Genomic DNA, 25,419 nt, shown 5'->3' on the forward strand with positions numbered 1-25,419 from the left:
TAAAAAAGCAAAAAGCAGGTGAGTTATGCTCACCTGCTTTCTTTACTTTTTGGATATTGTATCCAGATGCTCATACCATTTCACGAAAAAAATGATACAAATTTATGGGTTTTTCATTCTTTCCCTCTGCTCCCTGCTCCCTGCCCCCTGCGGTCTATTTGTATCAAACTTAAAGTGAAACGGTATTAGTCGTAATTAGGTCGGCGGAAACAAACCAAACTATGGTATGAAAAGTCCGACAATAACGTCACTGACCACGACTAACTGGAGCTACACCAGCAAAAGTTAACAAATCAGTCATCCGAAAATCTTGAGGTTTGCCAGTTTTAGTTGGTAAAGTCGGCACCCAAGACGGATTTACATTGAGATAAGAATTTGGGTCAACCTGAAGCAGACCGATCATTACCTCACCCACAATCCGACCACCAACTTGGCCTAGATGTAAGCCTTTTTCTTTCAGTTCAGCTTCTTTGAGCATGTAGTACCAAAGTGGTGTGGAGGTATCGAAGGTAGGGTAAATACTCCGAAGCTCGGCCAAGTCGTACTTACTTAGTACAGGTACACCCATCTTTTGAGCGATGCTTTGACCAGATGGTAGTAGCCAAGTCAGGTGTCGGAGCAGGTTACGTTGGATAAGTGAAGTCGGAGGAGTACCTGAACCAATAGTCTGAAGTGGCAAGTTAAACAGTGGGCTAGAAATTTTCGTATCGATTAATTTATTCGGTCTGACTTGATTATCTCCAAAGTCGAAGAATGTCTGCCATCCAATAAAGCGTCGTGCTGCTCTTGCTCGACCACGGAGGTCATCTGGATCAGGTTTTCCCTCTTGAGAAGGATCGAAAATGAATGCGAAGAAGGGCTTGCCATTGTCACCAGCCAAGTTGGCTCGGTAAGAAGGCCGGATCATACTGTGACCGATACGATAACCAATTTGGAACTCAACTGGGATAAATCCTCTATTTGGCAAGGGATTATAAAATTTACGCCCATTTTTTAAGATGTCATTTACCATATCCTGACCAACTACCAGGGGCAAAAATTCATGGAGGATTGTCCATTGGTAGTGCCATGTGGTCAATTGACGAGCCTGACGAAAAACATCATCGTTCGAGATATTAGGAGACTGAGATCTAACTAAATCCACCAGATGGTTGTGAAAGCTATAGAACGCAGTTACCAACCCACTGATAATTAGATGCTGATCACCGCGTGGGTCTGCAATAATCGCTCGATTGTTTGCGTCTCTTGGTAAATCCTCAAACAAGCCGCCACTTTCAAGTTTCAGCTTAATTGGATCTTTAGGGTCGTATAGATTTGGCGAACCTATCGGCCCAGAACCGTAGATATTATCAAGGTCAAAGGCTGCGGTTCGAGAGTTCGTTGCCGAGACTGGAGGTGTTACTTGGCCAAGTCGAGATGTCGTATCAAAGGTTATGTCAAGATCCAAAAACTGGGACATAAAGGTTGTACCAGCTGTATGGGTAGGGTTGTTGGGATTGTTAACGTTGAGAGTAGGATCAGTGATTAGGGCTATTGGCCCTGCGGCTAAATTGTCTTTAGCATCTAAGATTCCCCCAGGTTTACCCATTTCCATCAGAGCATTTTTAACAATCGGGCTGGGTGGCGCAAAGGGTGGTAGATTACGAAACATCCGGCCGAATCTACTGGGTAGAGTCGCATCAACAGACTGTGCTTTCACTTCTCTGTCAAGAAAACCACCCACTATCACACCGATAGAAAAAATAGCAGTAATAGCGATCGCTAACACAGAAAGTATTTTCTTTTTCAAGAGTGCTTTATCTTTTGAGCCTTTAACTTTTGGGCTATTCATAATTTTCATTAGGACTATTTAACAAAAAACCAAGTGTGTGCAGTTATGACATCTGCACAAAACTGACTCTATCCATTTACGTCAGCCACAGTCTTTGTAAAACACAGAAGTAATCTCGGATTTTACTTTTAAAAACAAGGGAAAACACAAAAATAATAAAAACCTAAAGGCAATATTAAACCTTTATCTTTGCAAGCTAATCCAACATCAACCTGTGCTAAATTTGCCAATTAAAATGTATAACAACAGCAAACTTACAGGACATTGGTAATTATTTTTGCAGAGAAAATAGAGATTTTTATTAGCTTATTTAAAAATTTAAAATTAATTAACGTGAAGGTATATGATATTCGGACTCTATTTATAGGACTTACGCATGAGTTTACCTGGTGTCAGGGTGTTGGGTACATACATCCATACACCCTTCCTAAAATCCTTGATTGCTTATCTCACTACGTAAGTCCTATATTAATTTTGGTGATGATTGACGAATAGAAAGTAATAGATGAACAAAGCTCATTAATTAAAAGCAGATTGTCATATCTACCACTACCACGATCATATTTATTCATAAGCGTAGTCAACTTAGTTTGCTTTAATGACTCCAAATCACGTAAATTTTATGAACCCTGATAAATCATTAAATAGAGACGATTTAATACTAAATTCAATTTTTAAGTATTGAATTTTATATTTATAATTTTAAGTTCAAATATCATAATATTATATTGATATGCAACCCTCGTGTAGAGTTTGTGTATAATTCGTGTAGATAGTCATAGCTAAGTTTTCAACGCTGCTGATGAGATGAGCATCATGATGACTATTTCAAGCGATACCCTAGTCCATGAACAGTTTCAATGAAGTTTTCTGCTGCACCTAACGCCTTCAGCTTTTGTCGAATGCACCTAATATGGGATCTGATTGTTTCTTCAACAGGAGATTCATCAACTGACCAAACTTGTTCAATAATGCTAGAACGACTTAGTACTCGTCTACCATGAGCAACCAGTAATTCTAAAATTGCATATTCTTTGAGAGTTAATGATAGGGGATAGCCATCGTAAGTAGCTTCATAGGTGCTGGGATTTAGATACAATTTTTCCCAAAACAGACTCACTGTGCTGCTGGAACTACCTCGTCTAAGTAACGCACGAACCCTAGCCATTAACTCTTCTAAATCAAATGGCTTGGCTACATAATCATCTGCACCAGCATCTAACCCAGCAATCTTGTCCGCTACGGTATCACGCGCTGTTAACATTAACACTGGTATAGTTGCATTACGATGTGCAGCATTGTTTATGCCGACAGTACGTAACTGGTGACAAAACTTAATTCCATCTAGCTTAGGCAAGGTGATATCCAGGACTATTAAATCATATTTCATGGATTGTGTAGAGTTCCAAGCTGCTTCTCCATCTTTGGCAATATCCACCACATATTGCCGTCTATTGAGTGCTTCTGCTAGTACTTCTGCGAGTTGAATATCATCTTCAACTACTAAAATTCGCATATTTGATCTTTTATTGAGTAACAGGCAAATATATTAGCAATACCTTAAATTTATCATGTATAAGTAACTATTGTTTAACTCAATCTATGACTCAGCAATTGATCAAATGGACTTTCCCAGGAAAATGGATTATGGGAGGTTTTGGTTTAACCTTGTTGCTAATGGTAATTATCTGTTTTATTTCGTTGAAGAACACAGATGAAATCAAATATGGAGCTAACAGGGTGCAGCAGACATATCAAACTCTCAATACTTTGACAAATTTTTATGGAGCAATGACTTCCGCAGAATCAGCTAGACGAGGATATATTTTTTTAGGTAGTAGTCAGGATTTGCAGCGTTATTATCATGCCAAGGCAGATATGCGCTCTCAACTGCAAATATTACAAAAACAAATACATCCGTATGGTAGTCAAGAAAAACGATTGGTAAGTTTAAATTTATTAGTCAATCAGAGATTATCTCTGTTAGAGCAATCTATAGAACTTTACCAAAAAGATAAAAAAGCAATGTTAATACAAAATGATATTACCGTTAGTAGTGTTCAGATTCGAGAAAAAATATTAAATGTCATAGCAGATATTAAAGCAGAAGAACAAACTTATCTCCAAGATTCATTAGAGCAATCAAAACAAAGTATTTATTTCCGAGTTTTTATAGAAATTTTTACAACGTTTTTAATTTTAATCATCATTCTTGGTTTATGTATAATTCTGGAAAAGCAATGGATTAAACGTGAGCGAATTAGAGATTTAGAATCTTCTTTAGCTCAAGAAAAGAAAATAGGTGATTTAAAAATTCAATTGTTTTCTATGATTTCTCATGAATTTCGGACACCATTAAGTATAATTTTACTTTCAGCACAGTTATTAAAGGAAAGTCTCGAAAATTTAGTAGATAGACAGCACTTAAAGAATATTTTTCGGATTCAATCTTCTGCTAAAATTATGAATCATATATTAACGGATATATTAATTTTAACGCGAGCCGAAGCAGGTCAGTTAGATTTTAAATTACAAGTGATAAATTTAGAAAACTTTTGCTTAAATTTAGTAGAAGATTTACAGCTTTTTGCTAGAACAGCAAATATGATAAGATTTCAAAAAATAGGTTCTATTTTTAAAGCCAATTTTGATGAAAGGCTTTTGTATTCTATTCTTAGCAATTTGTTATTAAATGCTATCAAATATTCAAATAACGAAACCGAAATTTATTTAATACTAAAATCTGAAGCTGATCTGATAACTTTTCAAGTTATTGATCAAGGAATTGGTATTCCATTAGCAGAGCAACATAAAATCTATGAGCCTTTTTACCGATGCCAAAATGTTGAAAATATTGCTGGGACAGGGTTAGGGTTAGCAGTTGTCAAAAAATGTATAGAGCTACATCAAGGAAAAATTATCGTAGAAAGTAAAGTAGGTACAGGTACGACATTTACGATTATGATTCCTCAAGAAAACATGTAAGGATGCCAGATGGTGAAGCATTGGCATAGCGCAGAGACGCAGAGATTATGTTTATTTATCTGCGTCCATCTGCGGTTGATTAACTATCAAACAAACCTAAGTCTGTCACTGCACCTAAACTACTGGAAGATACCAACTTGGCATATTTCGCCAATACACCTTTAGTGTAACGTGGGGCTGGGGGTTGCCAATTAGCACGGCGACGCGCTAATTCTTCATCCGAAATATTCAACTGTAAGAGCCGCGATGGTGCATCAATGGTGATGGTATCACCTTCTTCTACTAAGGCGATCGCTCCACCCACAGCTGCTTCTGGTGCAACGTGACCAACTACCATACCGTAAGTCCCGCCGGAGAAGCGGCCATCGGTGATTAACCCGACAGAATCACCCAAGCCAGCACCAATAATTGCGGAGGTGGGAGCCAACATTTCCCGCATTCCAGGGCCGCCTTTGGGGCCTTCGTAACGAATCACAATCACATCACCAGCTTTAATTTTGCCTGCCAAAATCGCATCCAAGCAAGCTTCTTCTGATTCAAATACTCTGGCGGGGCCGGTAATGACTGGTTTTTTCACCCCGGTAATTTTAGCCACTGCACCCTCAGTAGCGAGATTACCTTTGAGAACTGCCAAGTGACCTTGAGCATACATCGGTTTATCCCAAGGGCGAATTACATCTTGGTCAGCCCTGGGTTCATTCGGCACATCGGCAAGCACTTCGGCAATGGTTTGACCACTGATGGTAATACAGTCACCATGCAGCAAATCATGTACCAGCAGCATTTTCATAACTTGAGGAATACCGCCAGCTTTGTGTAAGTCTGTCGCTACATACTTACCGCTGGGTTTTAAATCGCACAGTACGGGAACTCGTCCGCGAATAGTTTCAAAGTCATCGATGGTTAATTCCACACCAGCCGCACGGGCGATCGCCAGAAAATGTAATACTGCATTAGTAGAACCACCGACGGCCATAATTACAGAAATAGCATTTTCTATAGATTTGCGGGTGATAATCTGTCGGGGTAATAATTGCTTACGAATGGCTTCTACTAAAACAAACGCTGATTTTTCGGTACTGTCGGCTTTTTCGGCATCTTCGGCCGCCATTGTCGAAGAATAAGGTAAACTCATCCCCATTGCTTCAAATGCCGATGACATGGTGTTAGCTGTAAACATCCCACCACAAGAACCAGCACCAGGACAAGCATTTTGTTCAACTGCTGTTAATTCAGTTTCGTCAATTTTGCCAGCACTATATTGTCCTACTGCTTCAAAGGAACTGACTACAGTTAAATCACGACCGTTGTAGTGTCCGGGTTTGATTGTACCACCGTAGACAAAAATCGCGGGAATATTCATCCGGGCGATCGCCAGCATTGCCCCTGGCATATTTTTATCACACCCACCAATGGCCAACACGCCATCCATACTTTGTCCTGTACAGGCGGTTTCAATGGAATCGGCAATCACTTCTCTTGACACGAGGGAATATTTCATCCCCTCAGTTCCCATCGAAATCCCGTCACTGATGGTAATTGTACCGAAAATTTGCGGCATAGCTCCAGCACTTTTAATACCAGATTCTGCCCTTTTTGCCAATTGATTTATCCCCATATTGCAAGGGGTAATAGTGCTGTAGCCATTGGCAATACCGACAATTGCCTTGTTAAAATCGGCATCTTCAAACCCAACAGCCCGGAGCATCGCTCGATTTGGCGATCGCTGTACACCCTGTGTTACAACCCGGCTTCTCAAATTATCCGACATCTTTCTTCCTTTGACTTTATCGCTTGTATTGCGATCGTATTATCTGATTTTCTCATGCCAACGCAGCACACAAGAGTATTAACCTCAGCGTTGATCATTTATTTATTGCCGAGTTTCCACCGAAGAGGCTTCGGGGAAGGGGGCAGGGAGCAAGGGGGAAATATTCTCCCCCTTGCTCCCTGCTCCCCTGCCTCTTTTGACCACAGTGTTTTGTCAGGATTTAATTACCAGATATATTGGTAATAACTACCAACCCTGGTAGGATTACTTATAGTATTATTACCAAATATATTGGTAAACACCCCTGTGGTTGGTAATATACGCCTGCGTCAACCTTACACCAACTAAAAGATTCAGCATGTTTCTAACTCGAAGAAGAGGTTTGATCACCTGGATAGCTGCGGCGATTACCAGCTTGCTGTTAGTAATCGGCTTACCGCTACTCAATCAGACAACCGAAAAGGCACAGGCGGCAGTTACCTTACGAGTCTTTGCCGCAGTTAGTTTATCAGAAGTATTGCCAGAAATTGAAAGTGACTTCATTGCCGCTAACCCTAGCTTAGGAGCTACTTTTGTCAACACTTTTGATTCTTCTGGTGCGTTGCTCAATCAAATCAACTTGCCAGCAAATCAGTCAGCAGGTATCCCAGATATTTTTATCTCGGCAGCGACCACGCAAATGAATAGCCTGCAAGCAGCAGGACAATTGGCTTCAGGTTGGCCTGTGACTGTTGCAACTAACCGTCTGGTCTTAATTAGACCGAATACGCCGACTGCTCCAGCGCCAAGTCCAACGATCGCAGGTATTGACAGACTGACAAACAGCACCACCAGCAGTCCTCCCAGAACTGGCATTAGAGGGATTGCTATCGGTGATCCCGCAACCGTACCCGCCGGAGCCTATGCTCAACAAGCTCTCCAAAGCACCCTCAGTGGTTGTGGTGCAGGTAGCTACAACACACTCCTAAATAGTACGACTGCCAACAAGCTAGTATTTGCGAGTAATGTCCGTAACGTCTTGGCGGCAGTACAAAATAAAACACTTAGTGGCAACACAATTGATGCAGGTCTAGTTTACACAACTGACCAAAGAATTTCTAATAGTACTACCTTCATCACAACCGTGGCACAAAACTGTCACAGTTCGATTGTCTATCCGGCGGCTGTACTCAACAGAACTACTAATCTTACGGCTGCAACTAGTTTTGCCAACTTCTTATCAAGTTCTACAGCCAGAGGTAGGCTGACTACTCGTGGATTTGGTACTCCCTAAACCCAGAAAATCTGCGATCGCTTTTTCAGTAACTTTTTATTCTCGTGAAATTTAAACTATTTGGAGTTAAATCTGATGAAATCAGCAAAAAATATAGGATTGCTTGTTGTTGGTATGACTAGTGCCATTGCTATTACTGGTGCTTACATTCCCCAAGCGCAAGCGACAAACGTAAATCTAGTGCAGAATGGAGATTTTGAGGCAGATCCACTCGTAAATCCTGATTATGACCCCACTCTACCTAATCCTTTTATTACTGGTTGGAATAATAATAGTCTGATTGGTGTTGATATCTTTGCTAATCGTTTGTCAAATTATCCCAACCCAGCAACCAATGGTATTCGTAGTGTCGAACTTGGCTACACTCCGCCTGGAACTTTGGCGTACCTTTCCCAAAATCTAGCTACAAAAAAGAATAACGAGTATCAACTCAGCTTTTACTTAGCCTCTGTAGAAGAAGCGCCTCGTCTTGATAACATATTTCAAGTATTTGTCGGTGGACAAAAGCAGTTAGAACTAACAAACCTCACCTTAAATCCTGATTCTCTACTGAATTTCCAAAAATACACCCTTAACTTTGTGGCTACATCAAGAGTTACAGAGTTAAAGTTTGCTAGTCACACTGGATATGACTGGTTAAACCTAGATGATGTCAGTGTCTACCGCGTAGAAGATGATAATTCACAGGGTTCTGGAAACCAAGCTGTACCTGAACCAACAACTATTGGTGGTATTGCCCTTGCTGGGTTACTAGGCGGATGGCTCAAGCGCAAAAAAGCTGTGAGTTGTTAATGCTAGATGGGGAATAAATTTTTCCCAAAAACATTGATTGGAGTGTAAGGGTGTAGGAGAAAGAGATTTTTGATGTTTACTTGCTTCATCAGGATTGTCTCTTACCTCCTACCTCCTGAAAATTATGCTGTCAAACTATTGCTTGCGGTTGCTGTGATTATCTTACGTATTTGAGCATCAGTAAGATTTTTATTCGCACTGAGCATCAAAGCTACTACCCCAGCAACATGAGGAGTTGCCATTGATGTGCCGTTCCAAGCAACATATTTATGACCAGGAAGTGTAGAATAAACGCCAACACCAGGGGCTGTAACATAGCTGATGAGTTCAGAGCCAGCTAAATTAGAAAAATCAGCCATATTCCCAGATTGATCAACTGCTCCCACCGCCAGCCCCCAATCTTTGGCATAGCTGGCAGGATAGTATGGTGTGGAAGCACTGGCATTTCCCGCAGCCATAACGACAATTGCGCCTTTGCTACTGGCATATTGAACAGCTGATTGGATATCTGTATTTGGCTGATCCTTGCCAATACTTAAGTTAATCACATTTGCTCCATTGTCCACAGCGTAACGAATACCGTTAGCGATCGCACTATCAGAGCCAGAGCCATTTTCATTTAAAACTTTCACTGGCATAATCTTGGCATTATAAGCAATACCAGTTACACCAAAGCTATTTTTTACGCCAGCGATCGTACCTGCAACGTGAGTACCATGACCGTTTTTGTCTAGGGTGTTATTGTTATTGCTAACAAAGTTCCAACCGTAGACATCATCAATATAACCATTGCCGTCATCATCTTTACCATTGCCAGCAATTTCTTTGGTATTTTTCCAAATATTAGAGCTTAAATCTCGATGGTTGCGGTCAACACCACTATCTATAACTGCGACAGTAATTCCTGCGCCTGTATAGCCTTTAGCCCAAACTTCTGGCGCTTTGATCAGGTCTGCGCCCCAATTACGACTGCCCAAATCAGGTACATCTGCAAAAGTCGTCTGACCTAAAGCTTGAGCCACGGCTGCGGCTGCATTAATCAAGCCGTAACCATTAATTGAACTAAAACTATTCTTGAGTGCGATCGCTTTAGCTGTAACATTATTACTTTCATTTGTTTCAATCACATTGTTGTTAGCATCTGCTTTGTACAACAGATAATAACTACCTGGGGCGACATTCTTCTCAATGCTAAAAGTGGCTGTTCTAGAAGTGTAAGCACCTGCGGACAGACTAGCAATTTCATCAGAGCCTAAATACAAATCATCATCACTCACTGTTTTATCTCTAGATAGATAAAAGGTTGTAGAGCTAGGAAAGGCTTTGCCAATACCTTGATTTTTGACACGATAACTTACTTTAAAGCTCTCTCCCACAGATATAGAAGTAGGAGTGACAGCATTTTGAATGATCAAATCTGTCTTCGTCTGAGTCACATTGATAGTCTGAGCAAAAGTATTGTTATTTACATTGCTTTCAAGAGCATCTCCATTACCATTAGCTTGAGAAAGTAAATAATAACTACCAGCAGCAATATTATTTTCAATTTTGAGTGCGACTGACTCTGAACTATACGCACCTGCGGCAATACTATCAACATAGTCTGAGCCTAAATACACATCATTATCACTCACAGTTTGATCATGGGATAGATAAAAAAGTGTGTAGCTAGAAAAAGCATTTTCCGTGCCTTTATTTTTGATCTGATAGTTCAGGTTAATTGTACTACCAGCAGTTATTGAAGCTGGAGCTACAGCATTTTGTACTATTAAGTCTGGTTGGGCAGATATCAGTGCGATCGCTTGAGTATTTTCTTGGTTATTCTGCTGATTCGAGCTAGTGATATCAGAGCCAACATTACTGGATGCTAAAGCAGATGAATAACTCCGATAATTTAGAAATTTATGGCTGGTTTTTTCAGGAGAAATTAAGCTGATTTGATGGAGATGATTTTCCCAAATATTATGCTTACTAGTTGCGCTAGAAATAAAATTTATATTTTTTTGTTCAGAACGCATATCAAAATATTTTCACTTATATATTGCCCTGGTATCTGACTGGAATTAAGTAAAAAATTATCTAATTTGGTCTGTTTTTTCGCACACCAAATTTTCAGCAGCAAGCATTTTTACAAACCTACTGCTTAGATTAATTATTCTTTTAGCCACACCGCAGAAGCTTAATTCAGTCAAGATTTTTTAGATAATACCATTAAAGTTGGTAATTAGTTTATCTGGTTGGTATAACAAGCATAGTTAGTCTCCGTTCAAGTTGAACATTCTTAACTTAAGACTGTTAAACAAACATAAAATCTTATGCAGCTAGATAGGCAGCAAATATCAGTTTACCGTGTCATGCTTTTAGCCCAGTATAATATGCTTGCATCACTGATGCTGACGATTGTGGGCTTGACTTGACAGACTTTCTGCGCTTCTGGTGAACTGATGTAGATTTCTGATGTCACCTTTTTGACTGCTCGTTCAAACCAACAAATTTGAGTAATAATCTGATTTTAGGCTTTATTTATGGCAAATATCCTACACATTGATTCTAGTCCTCGTGGTGAACGTTCTGTTTCACGCGCACTCACTTATGAGTTCATCACATCTTGGAAAGATACTCATTCAGGGGATACAGTTAGTTACCGAGATTTGGGTCATCATCCTGTTCCCCACGTAGACGAATCATGGATAGCTGCGGCTTTTACACCACCAGATAAGCACACACCCGAATTAGCTGAGGCGATTAAGCTTTCGGATAGTTTAATTGATGAGTTTCTAGCGGCCAATCGCTATATTTTTGGTATACCAATGTATAACTTGAATATTCCTTCTACTTTCAAAGCTTACATTGACCAAATTGTTCGTGTTGGTCGCACCTTCGCCATTGATGCGAACGGCTATAAGGGTTTAGTTGATAGCAGCAAAAAAGTACTAATTATTACATCTCGTGGTGGGACTTTTCCTCCAGGTACACCCTTTGCAGCTTATGACTATCAAGAACCTTATCTCCGCGCTATTTTGGGTTTTATCGGTCTAACAGATGTGACATTTATTCATGCTGATAGCCTCAATTTAGGTGATGATGCTCGTCAACAATCATTAGCAGCTGCTAAAGACGCGATCGCTCAAGCTGTGGCTAACTGGTAAAGATATGCAATTTTATTTAGTTGTATAAAAGTTAAGGGCGTACATCTGTGCGCCCTTAGCAATTTTTGCGATCGCTTTTATCCAATTGTTAAAGCGGGTTCTTCACAAAAGTTAAATAAGGCTGAATCAGTTTCTGATTCATCTTCAAATACAGCAGAGATATACCATTCACAAGGAGAATCATTGGTATATTCAGCCCACGCAATTGTTGCTGTTTCACCTGATGGAATCCCGTCATCACTCAAGGTAAATGGAAGCCACTCTTCATCATCAACAGATACCCACAACTCTGTAATTGCTAGGTCGGTGTCATTTGTAACGGTAAAGGTAAATTGGTCTGACATAAAATACCCCTTTAGGATAACTAGACTGTCAATTGTCAGTCACCGATTATACTCGCTCTTTTTGTTAATCTCACCAGTTTAACTACCGAAATCGCCGCTGAGAGACAGTTTTAAGGCTTTTTGCTCAATTTTAATTCAGAAAAGAAGATAAAAATTTTACCGAGATTAGCGACTTTCCCCAGGGTAGAACACAAACCTAAACTAGATTGCGTCATATAAACTACACCTATCTCAAGGTGGACATTAATTTGAATTTTAAGCTAAAGTTGTAATGAGTTTGTTTTAGATAAGAATATGATGAGTAAACCATCAACAAACTGTAAATACTATTATTTGAGACTGTAAGTTGTGCAGCGATCGCTAAAAACAACACAGTTGAGGCGAACAAGCAGCATATAATATTTTTTTATATCAAAAAGAAAAATTAAACATGGAAATACCCAATTTCCAGAATAGTTAGCCAAACCTAATATGCAAAAACCAACGATAGCTAAAAAACCAATTCGTTCCTTAGAAGATGCACTAGATCGCTGTCAAATGCTGGGTATGCGGGTTAGCCGCCAGCGCCGCTTTGTCTTAGAATTGCTGTGGCAAGCAAATGAGCATCTATCTGCTAGAGAAATTTACGATCGCCTTAACCAAGAAGGCAAAGACATTGGCCATACCTCTGTATACCAAAACCTCGAAGCCTTATCAAGCCAAGGCATTATTGAGTGTATCGAACACTGTGATGGCCGTTTATATGGCAACATTAGTGATGCTCACAGCCATGTCAACTGTCTCGATACCAATCAAATTCTAGATGTTCACATAGAATTACCAGCAGAATTACTCCGTCAAGTTGAAGAACAAACAGGCGTACAAATCACGGAATATAGTATTAACTTTTATGGTTATCGCCATCCATCAGAAGATGTGTAAGGGTGTAGGAGTGTAGAGAAAAATAACTTTTGACTATGGACTATTGACCAATGACTAATCATAATCATTAGGATTTACACTAAATACCGTTTCATCTTCGACATCATCATCATCATCATATAGATCTACGGAGACCATTGTCTCTCCTTGCAAACCTTCAAGTCCTTGAATATCAGAATTATTATGCAACCAAGCTTCCGTTTTATCGGCGCTAGGGGTGATGCTCATTAAAGATTTTTGTGAAAGTAATTTTTTCAGGGTGTAAAACTGTTCCAAAGAGAATACAGCACCATTAACTGTGGCAATTTCTCTGTCAGTCTCATTCAAAATAGTATCAAATAAGCAGGCATTGGTGAGATTGACAGTCTCAAAATTAATGTTTCTGAGATTAGCACCAGTCAAATTTGCACCAGTTAAATTTGCATAACTGAGGTTTGCGCCATTTAAATTTGCATAACTGAGGTTTGCACCAGTTAAATTTGCCCGGCTGAGATTTGCACCAGCTAAATTTGCATAACTGAGATTTGCACCTGAAAAATTTGTCTGTTCAAAATTGGCTTTAGCTAACATCATTTGTGACAAAGATGCGCCTGAGAGATTAAGTCCAATTAAAGATTGAGGTAGAATTCGCCGGACTAAAACATGATTAGATAAAATTGCCAGTTTACCCATCAGCATCGTCAAAGCTTCTGGGTAAAATTCAGTGACATTATCAGGATTACCGCAAGGGGAAAAAGCAACTTTTGTAACTCGATAGCCAGCACATAATAATAAAAATATATTTATACCCACGTTGGCATTAATTTGCTCAACATTAATAGGATTATGTAGGGTGTGGAAATAATCCCAAGCTTGATGAACAATTCCTTCATTCAACCAACGACCCTGACAGTAACCATGCCAAAATAATTCTAGACGTTGTAGTAATAAATCTAGAGAAAAATCGCTTTTAGGCTGGTGTAGTAAAGTTTCAATTACCAGTTGTTTGATTTCTCTAGTCAACACACCATAACCAAGTAGTTTATATAGATGTTGAGCAACACTCTGAGGAGAATCTAGGCAAAAAATCAGGGTTCCATAGGCATCTTTTTGCTGCTGAGTCAAGATTTGTAGTTGATCAGCAATAGCGTCAGCACAGAGATATTCACCTAATTTGGGGTGGGAAAATTCTACCAAAAGTGTGGAGTGGGATGTTTTGAAGTAGAAGGCTGGTAGGGTGTGAGGGTGAGAAGTTTTCGGTAAGTGAATTTGATCGCGATCGCTGTGTAAAATTTGCAGAGCGATCGCCTGCATTTGGTTTAATAAATCTTGGGGATGACTGCCTGAGAGTAAATTGGCGATCGCTTCTTGTGTACGATGAATGTGAGCCGAACCAGAACGCAATAGCATGGTTTTAATCCCACCAATTGCGGGATAGCCTAATAACCAACGACTTAGGCGATAATAAATTTCCCAAACTACAGTAAAAGTGCTATTTGATTGAGCTAATTGCCATATTTCATCATCTATGAGTGCGTCACGGTGTAAAATCCCTAGCAAATACAACATCAAAGGTTGGCGCACCAAAGCCGAAAGTTCGGGAAACTTAGAATTACTGACAAATAAACCAGATTGCTTTAAGAATGTAAAGAAATTTTGGGCGATGGGTAATGATTGTAAAATTGCCCACTGTTGAAACCATTGTTTTAATTGTTCTTGTTCTAATGGTTGAATAACTATTTGTTGTAACTGCAATAATATATCGGAGTCAATTTCTTCTAAAGTATTTTTGCGACTAGTCAATATAATTTTATGTTTAGCTTCAGCTTGAAATTCAATTAGCTGCTGTAGAAAAATTGCCTTTGCCCTTGTGCCTAAACTAGAAGCAGGTAATTCATCCAAACCATCTAAAAGTAACAAACATCGTGGATTTTCTTGCTCAAACCAATCACTTAAATTAGCCTGATTATTTAAAAGAAAACCAGAATTAAGGGTCTCTGCTAAAGTTTTGCCATACTGAATCTCACGCAATCTAATAATTACTGGCATCCAAACAGGATAAAGTTCTCGTGCTACTTCTGCTGCCCAAATTTGGCAAAAACTGGTTTTACCATATCCCGGTTCTGATGTAATGACAGTAATTGTTTCGCTATCTGCTAACTGTTCTTGCACCCATTTTTTTAAATCAACAGATACTGATGGAGAATTACTTTTATCTGTGACTAAACCCTTAAGAGGAATATAAATATCTTTGAGTGCAAAAGATTCTATAAATAAAGGTGTACTCAGATTTTGAAGCAGAATCCCCCGATAATTTTCTCGACATAAATCAATTTTGTCTCCTACAGTCGAATTAGTAGATATTCCCAAAGTGCCTAGCTCTGAGGGGGAAATATTTCTAGTAGAACCTAACTGGAAAAATTTTTGTAATTGTGCCAGTTGCGGTGCATTTTCAGCTACAACTTTGAGTAAATAGCCACTTAGGGAATGAGTTAAACGCTGCGTTAACAATTTTGCTTCTAAATCTTCAGCACCATTGGCAATTAACCAAGCTACAGTAGCATTATTCATTTGTTGTACTAATAATGAATCTGCCACTAAAGATAGTGCTTGTTCAGCTTGAGTATCAGTTAATTTACCTGGACTTAGAGTTTTCAAAAGTCCTTGGAGTTGAACATCTTGCAAACTGAGTTTGCTAATCAACTCTTTCAATATTTCCGCGGGAGTTGGAATCATGGCTCGATTCAGCCAAGGTTTTTGCAGGCTGACTTCTTGTTGAATCACCTGTTGTAAAGCTTGGAGATAGGCAATTTGAAACGCCAACCATGTACCTTCGTTACGTTTTAAGGCTTTTTTTTCACTGAGACTACGCAATAGGCTTTCTGTTAATCGGGCGATGACATTAATATCTTCCCAAACAGACCCCAAAGGCAGTTCTAACACCTCCACTAAGGTACAGACATCAAGCGGTGCAAGGCTTTTGAGTTCCATATCTTGGACAATCCGGTAGGCGACTCCCGCCAATTGACCAAGGGAAAATGCTCTAATTTGGTGGATTTCAATCTGGCGTTCTGCCAACCATTGCCGAATACTGAGGTTCATTTAATTACACAATTAAGACTCCGCCTATGTAATTATGATTCATTTATTGGTGGACGAAAACAGGTGACAATGAGTAAGAATATCCTTAGTGTCTCAGGTAATGATGAGCGATCGCCCTCTCAAAATATTACTAATTGACCAAGATCCTATTTTTCGCTTGGGACTGCGGATAGCTTTAGAAGAAATAGCTGATTGGCAAGTTGTAGCAGAAGTAGAAACCGATACGGCTGCTTTGCAAAGACTAGCAGAATTCGCTCATCCAGACCCCAACCAAGTAAATCTAGTGGTTTTGGAATTGGGCAACGGTCGTTCTGTTGATAGTCAGTTACAAAGTTTACAATTGTGTCGTTTGCTCAAAACTACATATCCCACTTTGCCAATTTTACTGCTGAGTTCTGCCCAAAACCCAGAAATACTGACTGCGGCTAAGGTAGCTGGGATCAATGGCTATCTCCCTAAAGGTACTCCCATATCTCAAATAATTGCCGTCATAGCAGAAATAGCAACAGGTGATTCCTATTGGGTATTAAATACCAATCCTTCTCCAGTTAATATTTCTCCACCGCCTCAGATGCCTTTATTACGGCTATGGTATAATCAGTGTTTATCGGGAATTAATTATATTAATAATTCCTTAGCAAAAGTTACATTACAATTACAAACCCCAGGTTTACCAATACTAGAACGGGCTGTGCTGGCTGGACAACGGCGAGAACTTTTAGCGGCGCATTGGTTACTCAATAAATTTTTAAGTTCATCCCAACAAAGGCAACAATTAACTTCCTCTCCTGAAGAATTGCCATTTATTCCTTTATCTAGTAGTGCTATTGCCACAACAGATGTGGAACAACCACTAACTTTGCTACCAGATATTAACCCAATTAATTTGCAATTTGAGTTATTTGCAACTTGTATTAATAAGCTACAATCGCCCTTGGAAAACGTTACAGATGTTCCTTTAGAGATTGATATTTTATATGAAGCGAAAAAACGTGATTTACTTTATTTAATATTACAAAAAATAGCTACACAGTTAGATAGTTTACGTGCGGCTCAAATTACAATTGAGCAGTTAGAAGGATACAAAAACACTATATTATTTGATGTTTGGCAAGCCACAGTTACAGATTTTTTCGGTAAATTTTCCCAAGTGCAAGTCGGGCAGCAAAGTATTGCAGTTGTAAATGTATTGTTGCAACATCCTAGAGTTATTCAAACAGAGATATTAAATAAAATCCCTTTTGTATTAGAGTTATTTTCTTATTTACTGTTTCAGACAGATTTATATATTGATAATCATGCTTATTTAGCTGATAGTGATGATGCTAAATATCAGGCATTAATCATTTTAGAGAATTTGTTGATTCAGGTTGGTAATGGAGTATTACAACCACTGTTAAATTATTTAGCCGATGTAGAAGCGATTAAGAAAAATTTCTATACTCGAAAGTTAATTTCCACGCGAGAAATTGAACGTTTTAGAAATGAATTATCATGGAAATATCGTTTAAATAATTATGTTAATGAAGCTAAAGCAATTTTTGAAAGCCGCTATGAGTTGTTTGTATTAGCACCGCGCGGGATTGCTAAAACTTCGATATATGCTCCGCGAAATGCAGAATTAGCCAAGCTTTCGGGAGTTCCTTTATTGGTAACGCTAGGCCTAGAATTTTGGGATGCGATCGCTCCTCGCCTACAATCCCTATTATCTTTTTTAGGGAGTGGTATTGTCTTTGTGCTGACTCAAATTATCGGTCGTGGTTTAGGTTTAATCGGTCGTGGGATTTTGCAAGGTATCGGTAGTGTGTCATTCCCAGATAAAAATTTCAACCGCAACAGCGAAAGGCCAAAGTAAATAAGTAGTCATTACCATCGATTTCAAATTTAGGTTCTTTAACAGCTACAGAATCAAATCTATACGCCTCTGCATTGGCTACCGGATTTTGCAACAGTTCAAATAGTAAACTAGGGAATTGTTGAAATAGCTTGTAAAATATCGAGTCGCGGCGCATTCAATTAAATAATGAATAACAGTGATCTGATCGGATTAGCAGCATCTTACACCTACGCGATGAGTTTATTAGCCCTTGGTGAAGGACTGCGGAGGCTATTTGGTGTCAAGCCAGATTTAACTCGCAAGGTTATCCATATTGGTGCGGGGATGTGGGTGTTTGGTGTGCTGTTGCTGTTTAAACATTGGCAAATCGGTATTATCCCTTTTGCCACCTTTATTTTCATCAATTATCTACTTTATCGTTATCGAATTATCGGTGCAATGGATACTGAAGATAGTTCCCCAGGTACTGTTTATTTTGCAATTTCAGTTACCATCCTTTTTGGTTTTTTTTGGCGACCAGATGATTCAGTTGATCATGTCCCCATTGCTGTAGCGGGAATTATGGCTATGACTTGGGGAGATGCTTTAGCTGCATTAATTGGTAAACGTTTCGGAAAACATCAATATCAAATAGGCTCATCTGTGCGTTCTTGGGAAGGTTCATTGGCGATGTTTTTAGCTAGTGCAACAGCAATATTTTTGGTACTAATGTTTTTACCTAATTCTTTTCTCAGCCCCCTAGCTGTGTCTGTTGGTATCGGCAAGGCTTTATTAATAGCATTAGTTAGTGCTAGTTTTGCAACTTTAGTTGAAGCTATATCACCATCTGGTACAGATAACCTTGGTGTGCCTCTAGTTACTGCGGGCGTAATTTGGGTGCTGATGCAGATTTAATTTATCATCTGGTTTCTGTCAAACGATGGGTGTGATGTCTTTTCACTTCTTATATCTTAAAAATTGCCACCACAAAAATATGATGGGGAGAAAATCAGCGTGAGTACAAACCAAAAAGTTGCTGTCGTCACTGGTGGAAATCGTGGATTGGGATTTGAAGCTTCTCGTCAACTGGCGAAACAAGGATATAAGGTAATTCTCACCAGCAGAGACGAAGATAAAGGTAAAGCCGCCGCGCAAAAGTTACAGGCTGAGGGATTAGATGTAATTGCTTATACTTTAGATGTTAGCAGTGATGAAAGTAGTCAAAATTTAGCTAAGTTTATTGATCAGCAGTTTGGCAAACTTGATGCACTGGTTAATAATGCAGGTATTTATATTGATGCTCAAGCAGGAAGCGATAGCATTATTGATACCAAAATTGATACTTTGCAGACAACAATTGATACAAATGTTTATGGTGTTGTGCGAGTTACTCAAGCGTTAATTCCCTTAATGAAGAAACAAAATTACGGACGAATAGTTAATGTTTCTTCGGGAATGGGACAGTTAACAGATATGGAGGGAGGTTCCCCTGGATACCGCATTTCTAAAACAGCTTTAAATGCTGTAACCCGAATTTTTGCCAGTGAATTAATAGGTAGCAATATATTAGTTAATTCTGTATGTCCAGGTTGGGTAAAAACTGATATGGGTGGCGCTAATGCACCACGTACACCAGAACAAGGCGTTGATACAATTGTCTGGCTGGCTACCCTTAAAGATGATGGTGTTACTGGGGGATTTTTCCGCGATCGCCAACCAATTGCTTGGTAAAATTTTATATTTAGTTATTTATCAATACAAATAATTCATGATAATTAACAGTACAAAGTTGGGTGAAGTATAAGATTTTCCTGACATAGGATCGCCGGGCAAAATCAATGAGAAATCTGAGCAAATGGTGTGGGCTGATACAGTAATTTTTAGGCAGCTATTATAGGCTTTATATGCCCTTTACTTTTACCCTTATGGCGGAAATATCCGCTAAAAAAGCACCAAAGCAGTAGATAATTATTCCTAAAAAAGTAGGGTTGATAAACTTCAACCACAATACTTATGTAACAACATAGGAAAATTACTTTGCTTTGGTGATTTACTTAATTTGGGTCGTAAAGAATTATCTTGAAGTCACTCTTACACTCCTAAACCACAATATTCAGTCTCTTCAGCGATCGCCCACACTAATTCACCCCATTGGCTATTACAATCGATTTGCTGGGATACTCAGCAGGATTGCAATTTCTTCAATTTCAGCCTGTGCTTACTTCTGCATTACCGACTATCAACGCCCTCAAGCAGCCGACATCTGATGCTTGGGTAGAACAAGCGATCGCAAATTTAGATATTATTTTGCTTGACCATTCTCACTGCGAACGCAAAGCAGCAGGGGTGGCGTTAAATTTTATGTTTCGCTATCCTTCCAATACCAAAATGGTAAGGGAATTAACTGCGATCGCTCGTGAAGAATTAGAACACTTTGAACTTGTCAACCAGTGGCTAGAACGCCGCAACATACCCTTAGCACCTTTATCACCACCTCCCTATGGTGCTGGTTTAAAAGCCGCTGTCCGTCCCAACGAACCAGACCGTTTTTTAGATTCCTTACTCGTTACTGGCTTAATAGAAGCCCGCAGTCACGAAAGACTAGGACTGTTAGCTACACACTGTCCTGAAGCAGAATTAGCTAAATTTTATCAAAGCTTAATGGCATCGGAAGCAAGACACTTTGGTACATACTGGGTTTTAGCAGATACTTATTTTAACCGCGAAATCGTCCAGCAACGGCTGGATGAGTTAGCAATTGTTGAAAGCGATCTGCTGGTAAACTTGCATCCAGAGCCAAGAATTCATAGTTAGTATATTCACTAATAGACATCATAGTTATCATGCTTCAGTTAACACATATCAGGCTGCTAGTAACCAACTACACAGATTGTTTTCTCTTCTACCGTGACATACTCGGCTTTTGGATTGATTGGGGTGATGAAAATAGCGGCTATGCTGAGTTGCACACTGGATCTCACCTTAAACTGGCATTATTTAGAAAAGACTTCATGGCTGAAGCAATACCTAGTGCTTATCTACCTTCGGCTTTTGATTGTCAAAACAAAATGGCTTTAGTTTTCGCCGTTGATAACGTGGATGAAGTCTACGAAAAACTCAAAGAACGCAACGTTATAGTTGTCACCCAACCATTAGATCGTCCAGCCTGGGGACTCCGCACGGCACATTTTCGTGATCCTGATGGGAATTTGATTGAGATCTTTAGTAATCTGGGGTCAGTAAATTAGGATTTTGCTGTCTCTAACTACACAATGGATAAATTTTCTGCAATTCTGCGTGATATCCATGATCTACAAGATGTGATCTTGGGAATATTGACAATATTCTGCTCTACTCTACACTTGTATCAGGATTTTGTTCTTAGCGAAGTGTAAATAATTAGAGGTTTAACATCAATTTAAAATTCACAATTCACAATTAATCTGTGGGAAATTTTTGTGAGCTTATGCTTTCAGGAAAGTGGAAGTTTCTGCGGATTTTACTACTCAGTATTATTGTTACTGCTGCTATTAGTGTTTATATCACTCAGCCCCAAAATTCAGTAACAGTTTTCCATACTGAAAATCCAGTAAAACCGCAATTTTCAGTCATGCAACATACTGAAAACCTTGTGGTTGATCCAGAGCGTATTAACTATAAATCTATACCATTAGAAAGTCTGAATGCGGCTCGCCAAGGGAGTGACCCAGAAACACTAGCGTTAAATGCGATTGAAGATGTAGGGTCAGAAAAGGGGATAGATAAGATAGAAGTGATTTATCCCCAGCACAATCAAGCCCTAGTGACCATTACACACATTCCCCAAAATAGTAATTCAGTCAATGCGATTAAATATCGGGTAGAGATGAATACCTTTGGGCGATCGCTTTTAGTGAGTTCGCCGCCTGTGTGGGAAATTATCTGGGCTGGCTCCCAGGTACAATGTAAACCTGGAAGTCGCCACAGCAAACAATTAAATCAGAGTAAAAATCTGAAGTGTGAAGAATAAAATTTTCATACTTTCAGACTTCACACTTCATACTTTATTTAGATATCGCCGCGAATATCTTCGATAATGCCATCGCGCATGACGATTTCTACCTGCATTTTGCTAATTAAGTTATCACCTTTTTCTACCCGGAAAAATCCTTCCATTTGAAATTGGTTGACTTCTTGATCTAACTCCAGCATCTGTACTTGCTGAAGGTTTTGCAGCATTTGATTTTTTTGCTCTAGGAATTCGCTTTTCTTTTGATTAACTTGCAGTTGGATGTTGTCAATTTGTTGCAGAGTTTGGGGGCTAGGTGGTTGGATACTTTGCTTTTGAATGGCGGCGATCGCTCTTTGTCCTTCGAGGTCAAGTTGTTGCAATTGCTGATCAAGTTGATTGATCTGGGCTTGCAATTGCTGTTGTACTTCCTCTCTCCAGAGGGGAGTAACAATAACTTTGACGTTGACGATGCGCTTCAAAAGTAGTTGGGGGTTGGAGACATCCATATTTCGCGTTCACTCTATAAAGTTTGCAGTGGAAATTATCGAGGTTTGATACTCAGCACGGGCTAAACGCCCCGCTACCGCTAACAGCACTCAGCACTTTTGAAGATCAGGCAAACATTTTGTTAATCAGGTCGCCGTAGCGTTCTGCAACAACGTGTCGCCGGATTTTTAGTGTTTGGGTCATCAAGCCATTTTCAATAGAAAACGGTTCTAGAATCAGCCTGAATGGCCCAATGCGATCATCTAAACGATAACCTGGACGATTCTGTACTTCCCGATTCAATTCTTGGCGAAACAAATCCTGGATTATTTTACTCTCTAGGTCAACACCAGTGCTGAGTTCGGAGTTTTGTTCTGGTAGACGTAATTGCACGTTCTGACTTTGAGCCCATTTTTCTAAGGCTTCGAGATTGGGAACAATTAAAGCACCAAGACTGCGCTGATCTTGCCCTACAAGCATGATTTGGTCAATATAAGGCGATCGCAAACACGCATCTTCAATTGGTTGTGGTTCGATGTTTTCCCCGTTAGTCAAGACAATTGTATCTTTTGCCCTACCAGTCAGCACCAAGTCATTTTCTGGCGTAACCCAACCTAAATCACCGCTATCAAACCAACCTTCAGCATCAATGGCTTTGGCTGTTGCTTCGGGGTTTTGGTAATACCCCTGCATGATTTGCGGCCCTTTCAATAACACCAAACCTCTTTGTCCTTTGGCTAAAGGCTGGCGATTTTCAGGATCTACAATTTTTACTTCTGTACCGGGAATTGGTTGACCGGATGAACCACGGAAATTCCGCCAAGGACGACGCGCATTAGTTACTGGCGAAGTTTCGGTTAAACCATAACCTTGTAAAATGTCTACACCAATAATTTCAAAAAAGTTATCAATGTGCCTTGGTAACGCCCCGCCACCACTAATAACATGTTTGATGCGTCCGCCTGTGGCTTCCCTAACTTTGGCATAAACTATCTTTTCTCCCAAAATATGCAGCGGTAACAAGGCTGATGCTTGAATTTTAGCTACAGCGCGTTCAATGGCTGAAGCATCGATATGCTCTAAACACAATCCTTGGGCGATGCGTTGCGCTTTGATATACTTTTCGCTGATGCCTAGTAAAAAGTTAATCAGGCGTTGCTTATTAGCTGGTTGTTCCCGAAACTGTTTCTGCACTCCTTCATAAATCGATTCCCATAAACGGGGAACAGCAATCATGAAATTGGGTTTAAATTCTTTTAAATCGCGTTTCACAGAACGCAAGTTTGTGTAAACTTGGGTGCAGCCTTGTGATAACAAAAAGTATTCACCACTACGTTCGTAGCTGTGCCAAGTAGGAAGAATACTTAAGACAATATCACCTGGTTCGGGTTGGACTATTGCTCTGAGACTTCTTACTTGGTGCATTAAATTGCGGTGAGACAACATAACACCTTTGGGTTTACCTGTTGTCCCAGATGTATAAATTAAAGTGGCTAAGGAATCGGGACTTTGCTGAACCCGCACTAGAGTATGCTTTGCACCAAGTTCTTGTAACTGGGAAAAGTTGAGTATTTTCAGATGATCGTCCGTTGGTGGTGTTTCATCAGCAAGTAAGATAACTATGCGAATTGGTAAGTCACATAATCTGTCGCGCAGTCTATTAAAGGTTTTTAAATCTTCAACTACCAAAACTGTACTGCCACTGTTGGCAATAATAAACAGCAGTTCTTCTTTTTCGGCTTGCGAACTACGTACCGCATCCACACCGCCTGCTGTGATGATACCTTGATCGGCGATGAACCAGCGGGGACTGTTATCGGCAATTAAGGAAATGCGATCGCCTACTTGCACTTCTAAGGCTTGTAACCCAGCCGCAAATTGTTGAATTTGATCCGCCAACTGGGTATATGTAATCGCTGTTTCTGGCTTGGAGTGCGGATTTCGCAACGCCACAATATTGCCAAATTGCTTGGCTGCTAAAGGCCAAATCTCTGAAAGTAAATTTACTTTTGTGTAATCTACAGAACCTTGAAATGCCAGCTTTTCTCTCTCACTGATGTTCAATAATATGGAAGACGCTGATTGGGTGTTTGACATAACAACATTACCGAAAATGTACTAATTTTTTAGTTTTAGTTTATTCTGCTATTGACACTACAATACTCTCCTGTATTTTTACATCGCCAATTGTGTCCGCTATTTCGCAAAACCAACGGTTGTATTGATAAAAATTTATGTTAAAGTGAAGTTATATAAACTTTAAGCAATACATCCGTAAATGATTGGTTAATTTGGATGTTTGCAGTCAAAAACAGCGACCACCTAACTTTTCAATGGGGGTGATTACCTATAGATTTCACAGATGCAATATGCTTCACTCTGATTAATGCTATTGCTTGTTTAGCATTTCCTAAGCTTCTGTCGGGGATTCTAGCTAAAATCAGGACTAATCAAGCATCTACAAAAGTTCTGCTCTCACCAAAATCTACAGTAGAAATTACTAGTTTTCCCTATTGTACGGTTTATGCAATAACAGGCCGTCAATATTGTAGATTCAGTCCTCATTTTTGTTCTAAATGTTCTAGCTATTGATGGAATAAAGTCTTAGATACCCGGCTCCTTAAAAAAGTCGGGTATCTTTGTATCTATTAGTGTTACAAAACTAAATATTGAACTAGCTTATGGAGATGAGAAGAAAATCAAAAGCACTAATGTAGTCCATTTGACAAAATATGCTTCAAACTAAATAAATAACAAACAAAATTAAAAAAAGGAGTTTATTTATGAGTTTTATCGATGGTCTAATGTTGACACTGGTGAATACTGTTGCTTGTTTGATGTTGCCAAAGCTGCTGTCTGTAGTTTTGGCTAATAAAACTGCGGATGAAGTAGCAACTCAACCTGTATCTAGTTCTGAAATAGCTTAAAAGTGTCAGGCGATCGCTCTTGAGAGAAACATGGAATAATGTATGTTGAGTT

The 25,419-nt window shown here is 39.5% G+C and carries 20 protein-coding genes and 1 pseudogene; 12 read left to right on the forward strand and 9 right to left on the reverse strand.

Translation table 11 applies throughout. The annotated features are described in order from the left end of the window. Nucleotides 1-247 precede the first annotated feature (247 nt). A complete protein-coding gene (locus AC504W_RS03415; RefSeq protein WP_494876262.1) occupies nt 248-1,831 on the reverse strand; it encodes a peroxidase family protein in 1,584 nt (527 codons plus the stop codon). Between the two features lie 823 nt (nt 1,832-2,654). Continuing rightward, nucleotides 2,655-3,347 carry a response regulator transcription factor gene (locus AC504W_RS03420; RefSeq protein WP_494876264.1) on the reverse strand — a complete coding sequence of 231 codons (693 nt, stop codon included), beginning with the start codon at nt 3,345-3,347 and terminating at the stop codon, nt 2,655-2,657. Nucleotides 3,348-3,433: 86 nt separating this feature from the next. On the opposite strand from AC504W_RS03420, the gene AC504W_RS03425 reads away from it, so the two are divergent. Next, nucleotides 3,434-4,816 carry a sensor histidine kinase gene (locus AC504W_RS03425; RefSeq protein ID WP_494876265.1) on the forward strand — a complete coding sequence of 461 codons (1,383 nt, stop codon included), beginning with the start codon at nt 3,434-3,436 and terminating at the stop codon, nt 4,814-4,816. Between the two features lie 79 nt (nt 4,817-4,895). On the opposite strand, the gene ilvD is transcribed toward AC504W_RS03425, so the two are convergent. After that, nucleotides 4,896-6,587, reverse strand: coding sequence for a dihydroxy-acid dehydratase (gene ilvD / locus AC504W_RS03430; protein WP_494876267.1), 1,692 nt, complete (start codon nt 6,585-6,587; stop codon nt 4,896-4,898). A gap of 358 nt (nt 6,588-6,945) precedes the next feature. Between ilvD and modA the strand changes: the two genes are divergently transcribed. After that, nucleotides 6,946-7,860 (forward strand): molybdate ABC transporter substrate-binding protein, encoded by a 915-nt coding sequence (gene modA, locus AC504W_RS03435; RefSeq protein ID WP_494876269.1) that lies wholly within the window; start codon nt 6,946-6,948, stop codon nt 7,858-7,860. Nucleotides 7,861-7,935: 75 nt separating this feature from the next. Beyond that, nucleotides 7,936-8,652, forward strand: coding sequence for a PEP-CTERM sorting domain-containing protein (locus AC504W_RS03440; RefSeq protein WP_494876270.1), 717 nt, complete (start codon nt 7,936-7,938; stop codon nt 8,650-8,652). A 122-nt stretch (nt 8,653-8,774) separates the two neighbouring features. On the opposite strand, the gene AC504W_RS03445 is transcribed toward AC504W_RS03440, so the two are convergent. Further along, entirely contained in the window at nt 8,775-10,670 is a 1,896-nt protein-coding gene (locus tag AC504W_RS03445; RefSeq protein ID WP_494876272.1) for a S8 family serine peptidase, read from the reverse strand. Between the two features lie 507 nt (nt 10,671-11,177). Between AC504W_RS03445 and AC504W_RS03450 the strand changes: the two genes are divergently transcribed. Further along, nucleotides 11,178-11,801 (forward strand): FMN-dependent NADH-azoreductase, encoded by a 624-nt coding sequence (locus AC504W_RS03450; protein ID WP_494876273.1) that lies wholly within the window; start codon nt 11,178-11,180, stop codon nt 11,799-11,801. 77 nt (nt 11,802-11,878) lie between these two features. On the opposite strand, the gene AC504W_RS03455 is transcribed toward AC504W_RS03450, so the two are convergent. Next, the gene (locus AC504W_RS03455) at nt 11,879-12,145 is read right to left on the reverse strand and encodes a hypothetical protein (protein WP_015112584.1); all 267 of its coding nucleotides are present in this window, start codon (nt 12,143-12,145) and stop codon (nt 11,879-11,881) included. A gap of 471 nt (nt 12,146-12,616) precedes the next feature. Between AC504W_RS03455 and AC504W_RS03460 the strand changes: the two genes are divergently transcribed. Next, nucleotides 12,617-13,066: a Fur family transcriptional regulator gene (locus AC504W_RS03460; RefSeq protein ID WP_096583848.1), complete on the forward strand. Its 450-nt coding sequence runs from the start codon at nt 12,617-12,619 to the stop codon at nt 13,064-13,066. A 54-nt stretch (nt 13,067-13,120) separates the two neighbouring features. Here the strand turns inward: AC504W_RS03460 and AC504W_RS03465 are convergent, their stop codons facing one another. After that, nucleotides 13,121-16,147 (reverse strand): pentapeptide repeat-containing protein, encoded by a 3,027-nt coding sequence (locus AC504W_RS03465; RefSeq protein WP_494876275.1) that lies wholly within the window; start codon nt 16,145-16,147, stop codon nt 13,121-13,123. Nucleotides 16,148-16,250: 103 nt separating this feature from the next. Here AC504W_RS03465 and AC504W_RS03470 point away from each other — a divergent pair, with 103 nt between their 5' ends. Further along, a complete protein-coding gene (locus tag AC504W_RS03470; protein ID WP_494878549.1) occupies nt 16,251-18,002 on the forward strand; it encodes a DUF3685 domain-containing protein in 1,752 nt (583 codons plus the stop codon). Nucleotides 18,003-18,015: 13 nt separating this feature from the next. Here the strand turns inward: AC504W_RS03470 and AC504W_RS03475 are convergent. Next, nucleotides 18,016-18,159: pseudogene (locus AC504W_RS03475) on the reverse strand (DUF2887 domain-containing protein); the annotation flags it as partial. Between the two features lie 11 nt (nt 18,160-18,170). Between AC504W_RS03475 and AC504W_RS03480 the strand changes: the two are divergent. The 5 genes from AC504W_RS03480 to AC504W_RS03500 all read left to right on the forward strand — a co-directional run bounded on the left by AC504W_RS03480 (nt 18,171) and on the right by AC504W_RS03500 (nt 21,972). Continuing rightward, entirely contained in the window at nt 18,171-18,878 is a 708-nt protein-coding gene (locus tag AC504W_RS03480) for a diacylglycerol/polyprenol kinase family protein (RefSeq protein WP_494876276.1), read from the forward strand. A 99-nt stretch (nt 18,879-18,977) separates the two neighbouring features. Continuing rightward, nucleotides 18,978-19,694 carry an SDR family oxidoreductase gene (locus tag AC504W_RS03485; RefSeq protein WP_494876277.1) on the forward strand — a complete coding sequence of 239 codons (717 nt, stop codon included), beginning with the start codon at nt 18,978-18,980 and terminating at the stop codon, nt 19,692-19,694. A gap of 483 nt (nt 19,695-20,177) precedes the next feature. Next, a complete protein-coding gene (locus tag AC504W_RS03490) occupies nt 20,178-20,777 on the forward strand; it encodes a MiaE family protein (protein WP_494878551.1) in 600 nt (199 codons plus the stop codon). Nucleotides 20,778-20,803: 26 nt separating this feature from the next. Beyond that, nucleotides 20,804-21,211, forward strand: coding sequence for a VOC family protein (locus tag AC504W_RS03495; protein WP_044499852.1), 408 nt, complete (start codon nt 20,804-20,806; stop codon nt 21,209-21,211). A 218-nt stretch (nt 21,212-21,429) separates the two neighbouring features. Further along, nucleotides 21,430-21,972 (forward strand): hypothetical protein, encoded by a 543-nt coding sequence (locus AC504W_RS03500; RefSeq protein WP_494879538.1) that lies wholly within the window; start codon nt 21,430-21,432, stop codon nt 21,970-21,972. Nucleotides 21,973-22,010: 38 nt separating this feature from the next. Here AC504W_RS03500 and AC504W_RS03505 read toward each other — a convergent pair whose 3' ends face one another. Together AC504W_RS03505 and AC504W_RS03510 are read right to left on the reverse strand one after the other, a co-directional pair. Then, nucleotides 22,011-22,460, reverse strand: a complete 450-nt coding sequence (locus AC504W_RS03505; RefSeq protein ID WP_015112570.1) for a YlqD family protein — start codon at nt 22,458-22,460, stop codon at nt 22,011-22,013. A 106-nt stretch (nt 22,461-22,566) separates the two neighbouring features. After that, entirely contained in the window at nt 22,567-24,537 is a 1,971-nt protein-coding gene (locus AC504W_RS03510) for an AMP-dependent synthetase/ligase (protein ID WP_494876281.1), read from the reverse strand. A gap of 686 nt (nt 24,538-25,223) precedes the next feature. Here AC504W_RS03510 and AC504W_RS03515 point away from each other — a divergent pair. Further along, nucleotides 25,224-25,367 carry a hypothetical protein gene (locus AC504W_RS03515; protein WP_494876283.1) on the forward strand — a complete coding sequence of 48 codons (144 nt, stop codon included), beginning with the start codon at nt 25,224-25,226 and terminating at the stop codon, nt 25,365-25,367. Nucleotides 25,368-25,419: the final 52 nt, after the last annotated feature.

Source organism: Nostoc sp. C96, assembly GCF_059384975.1.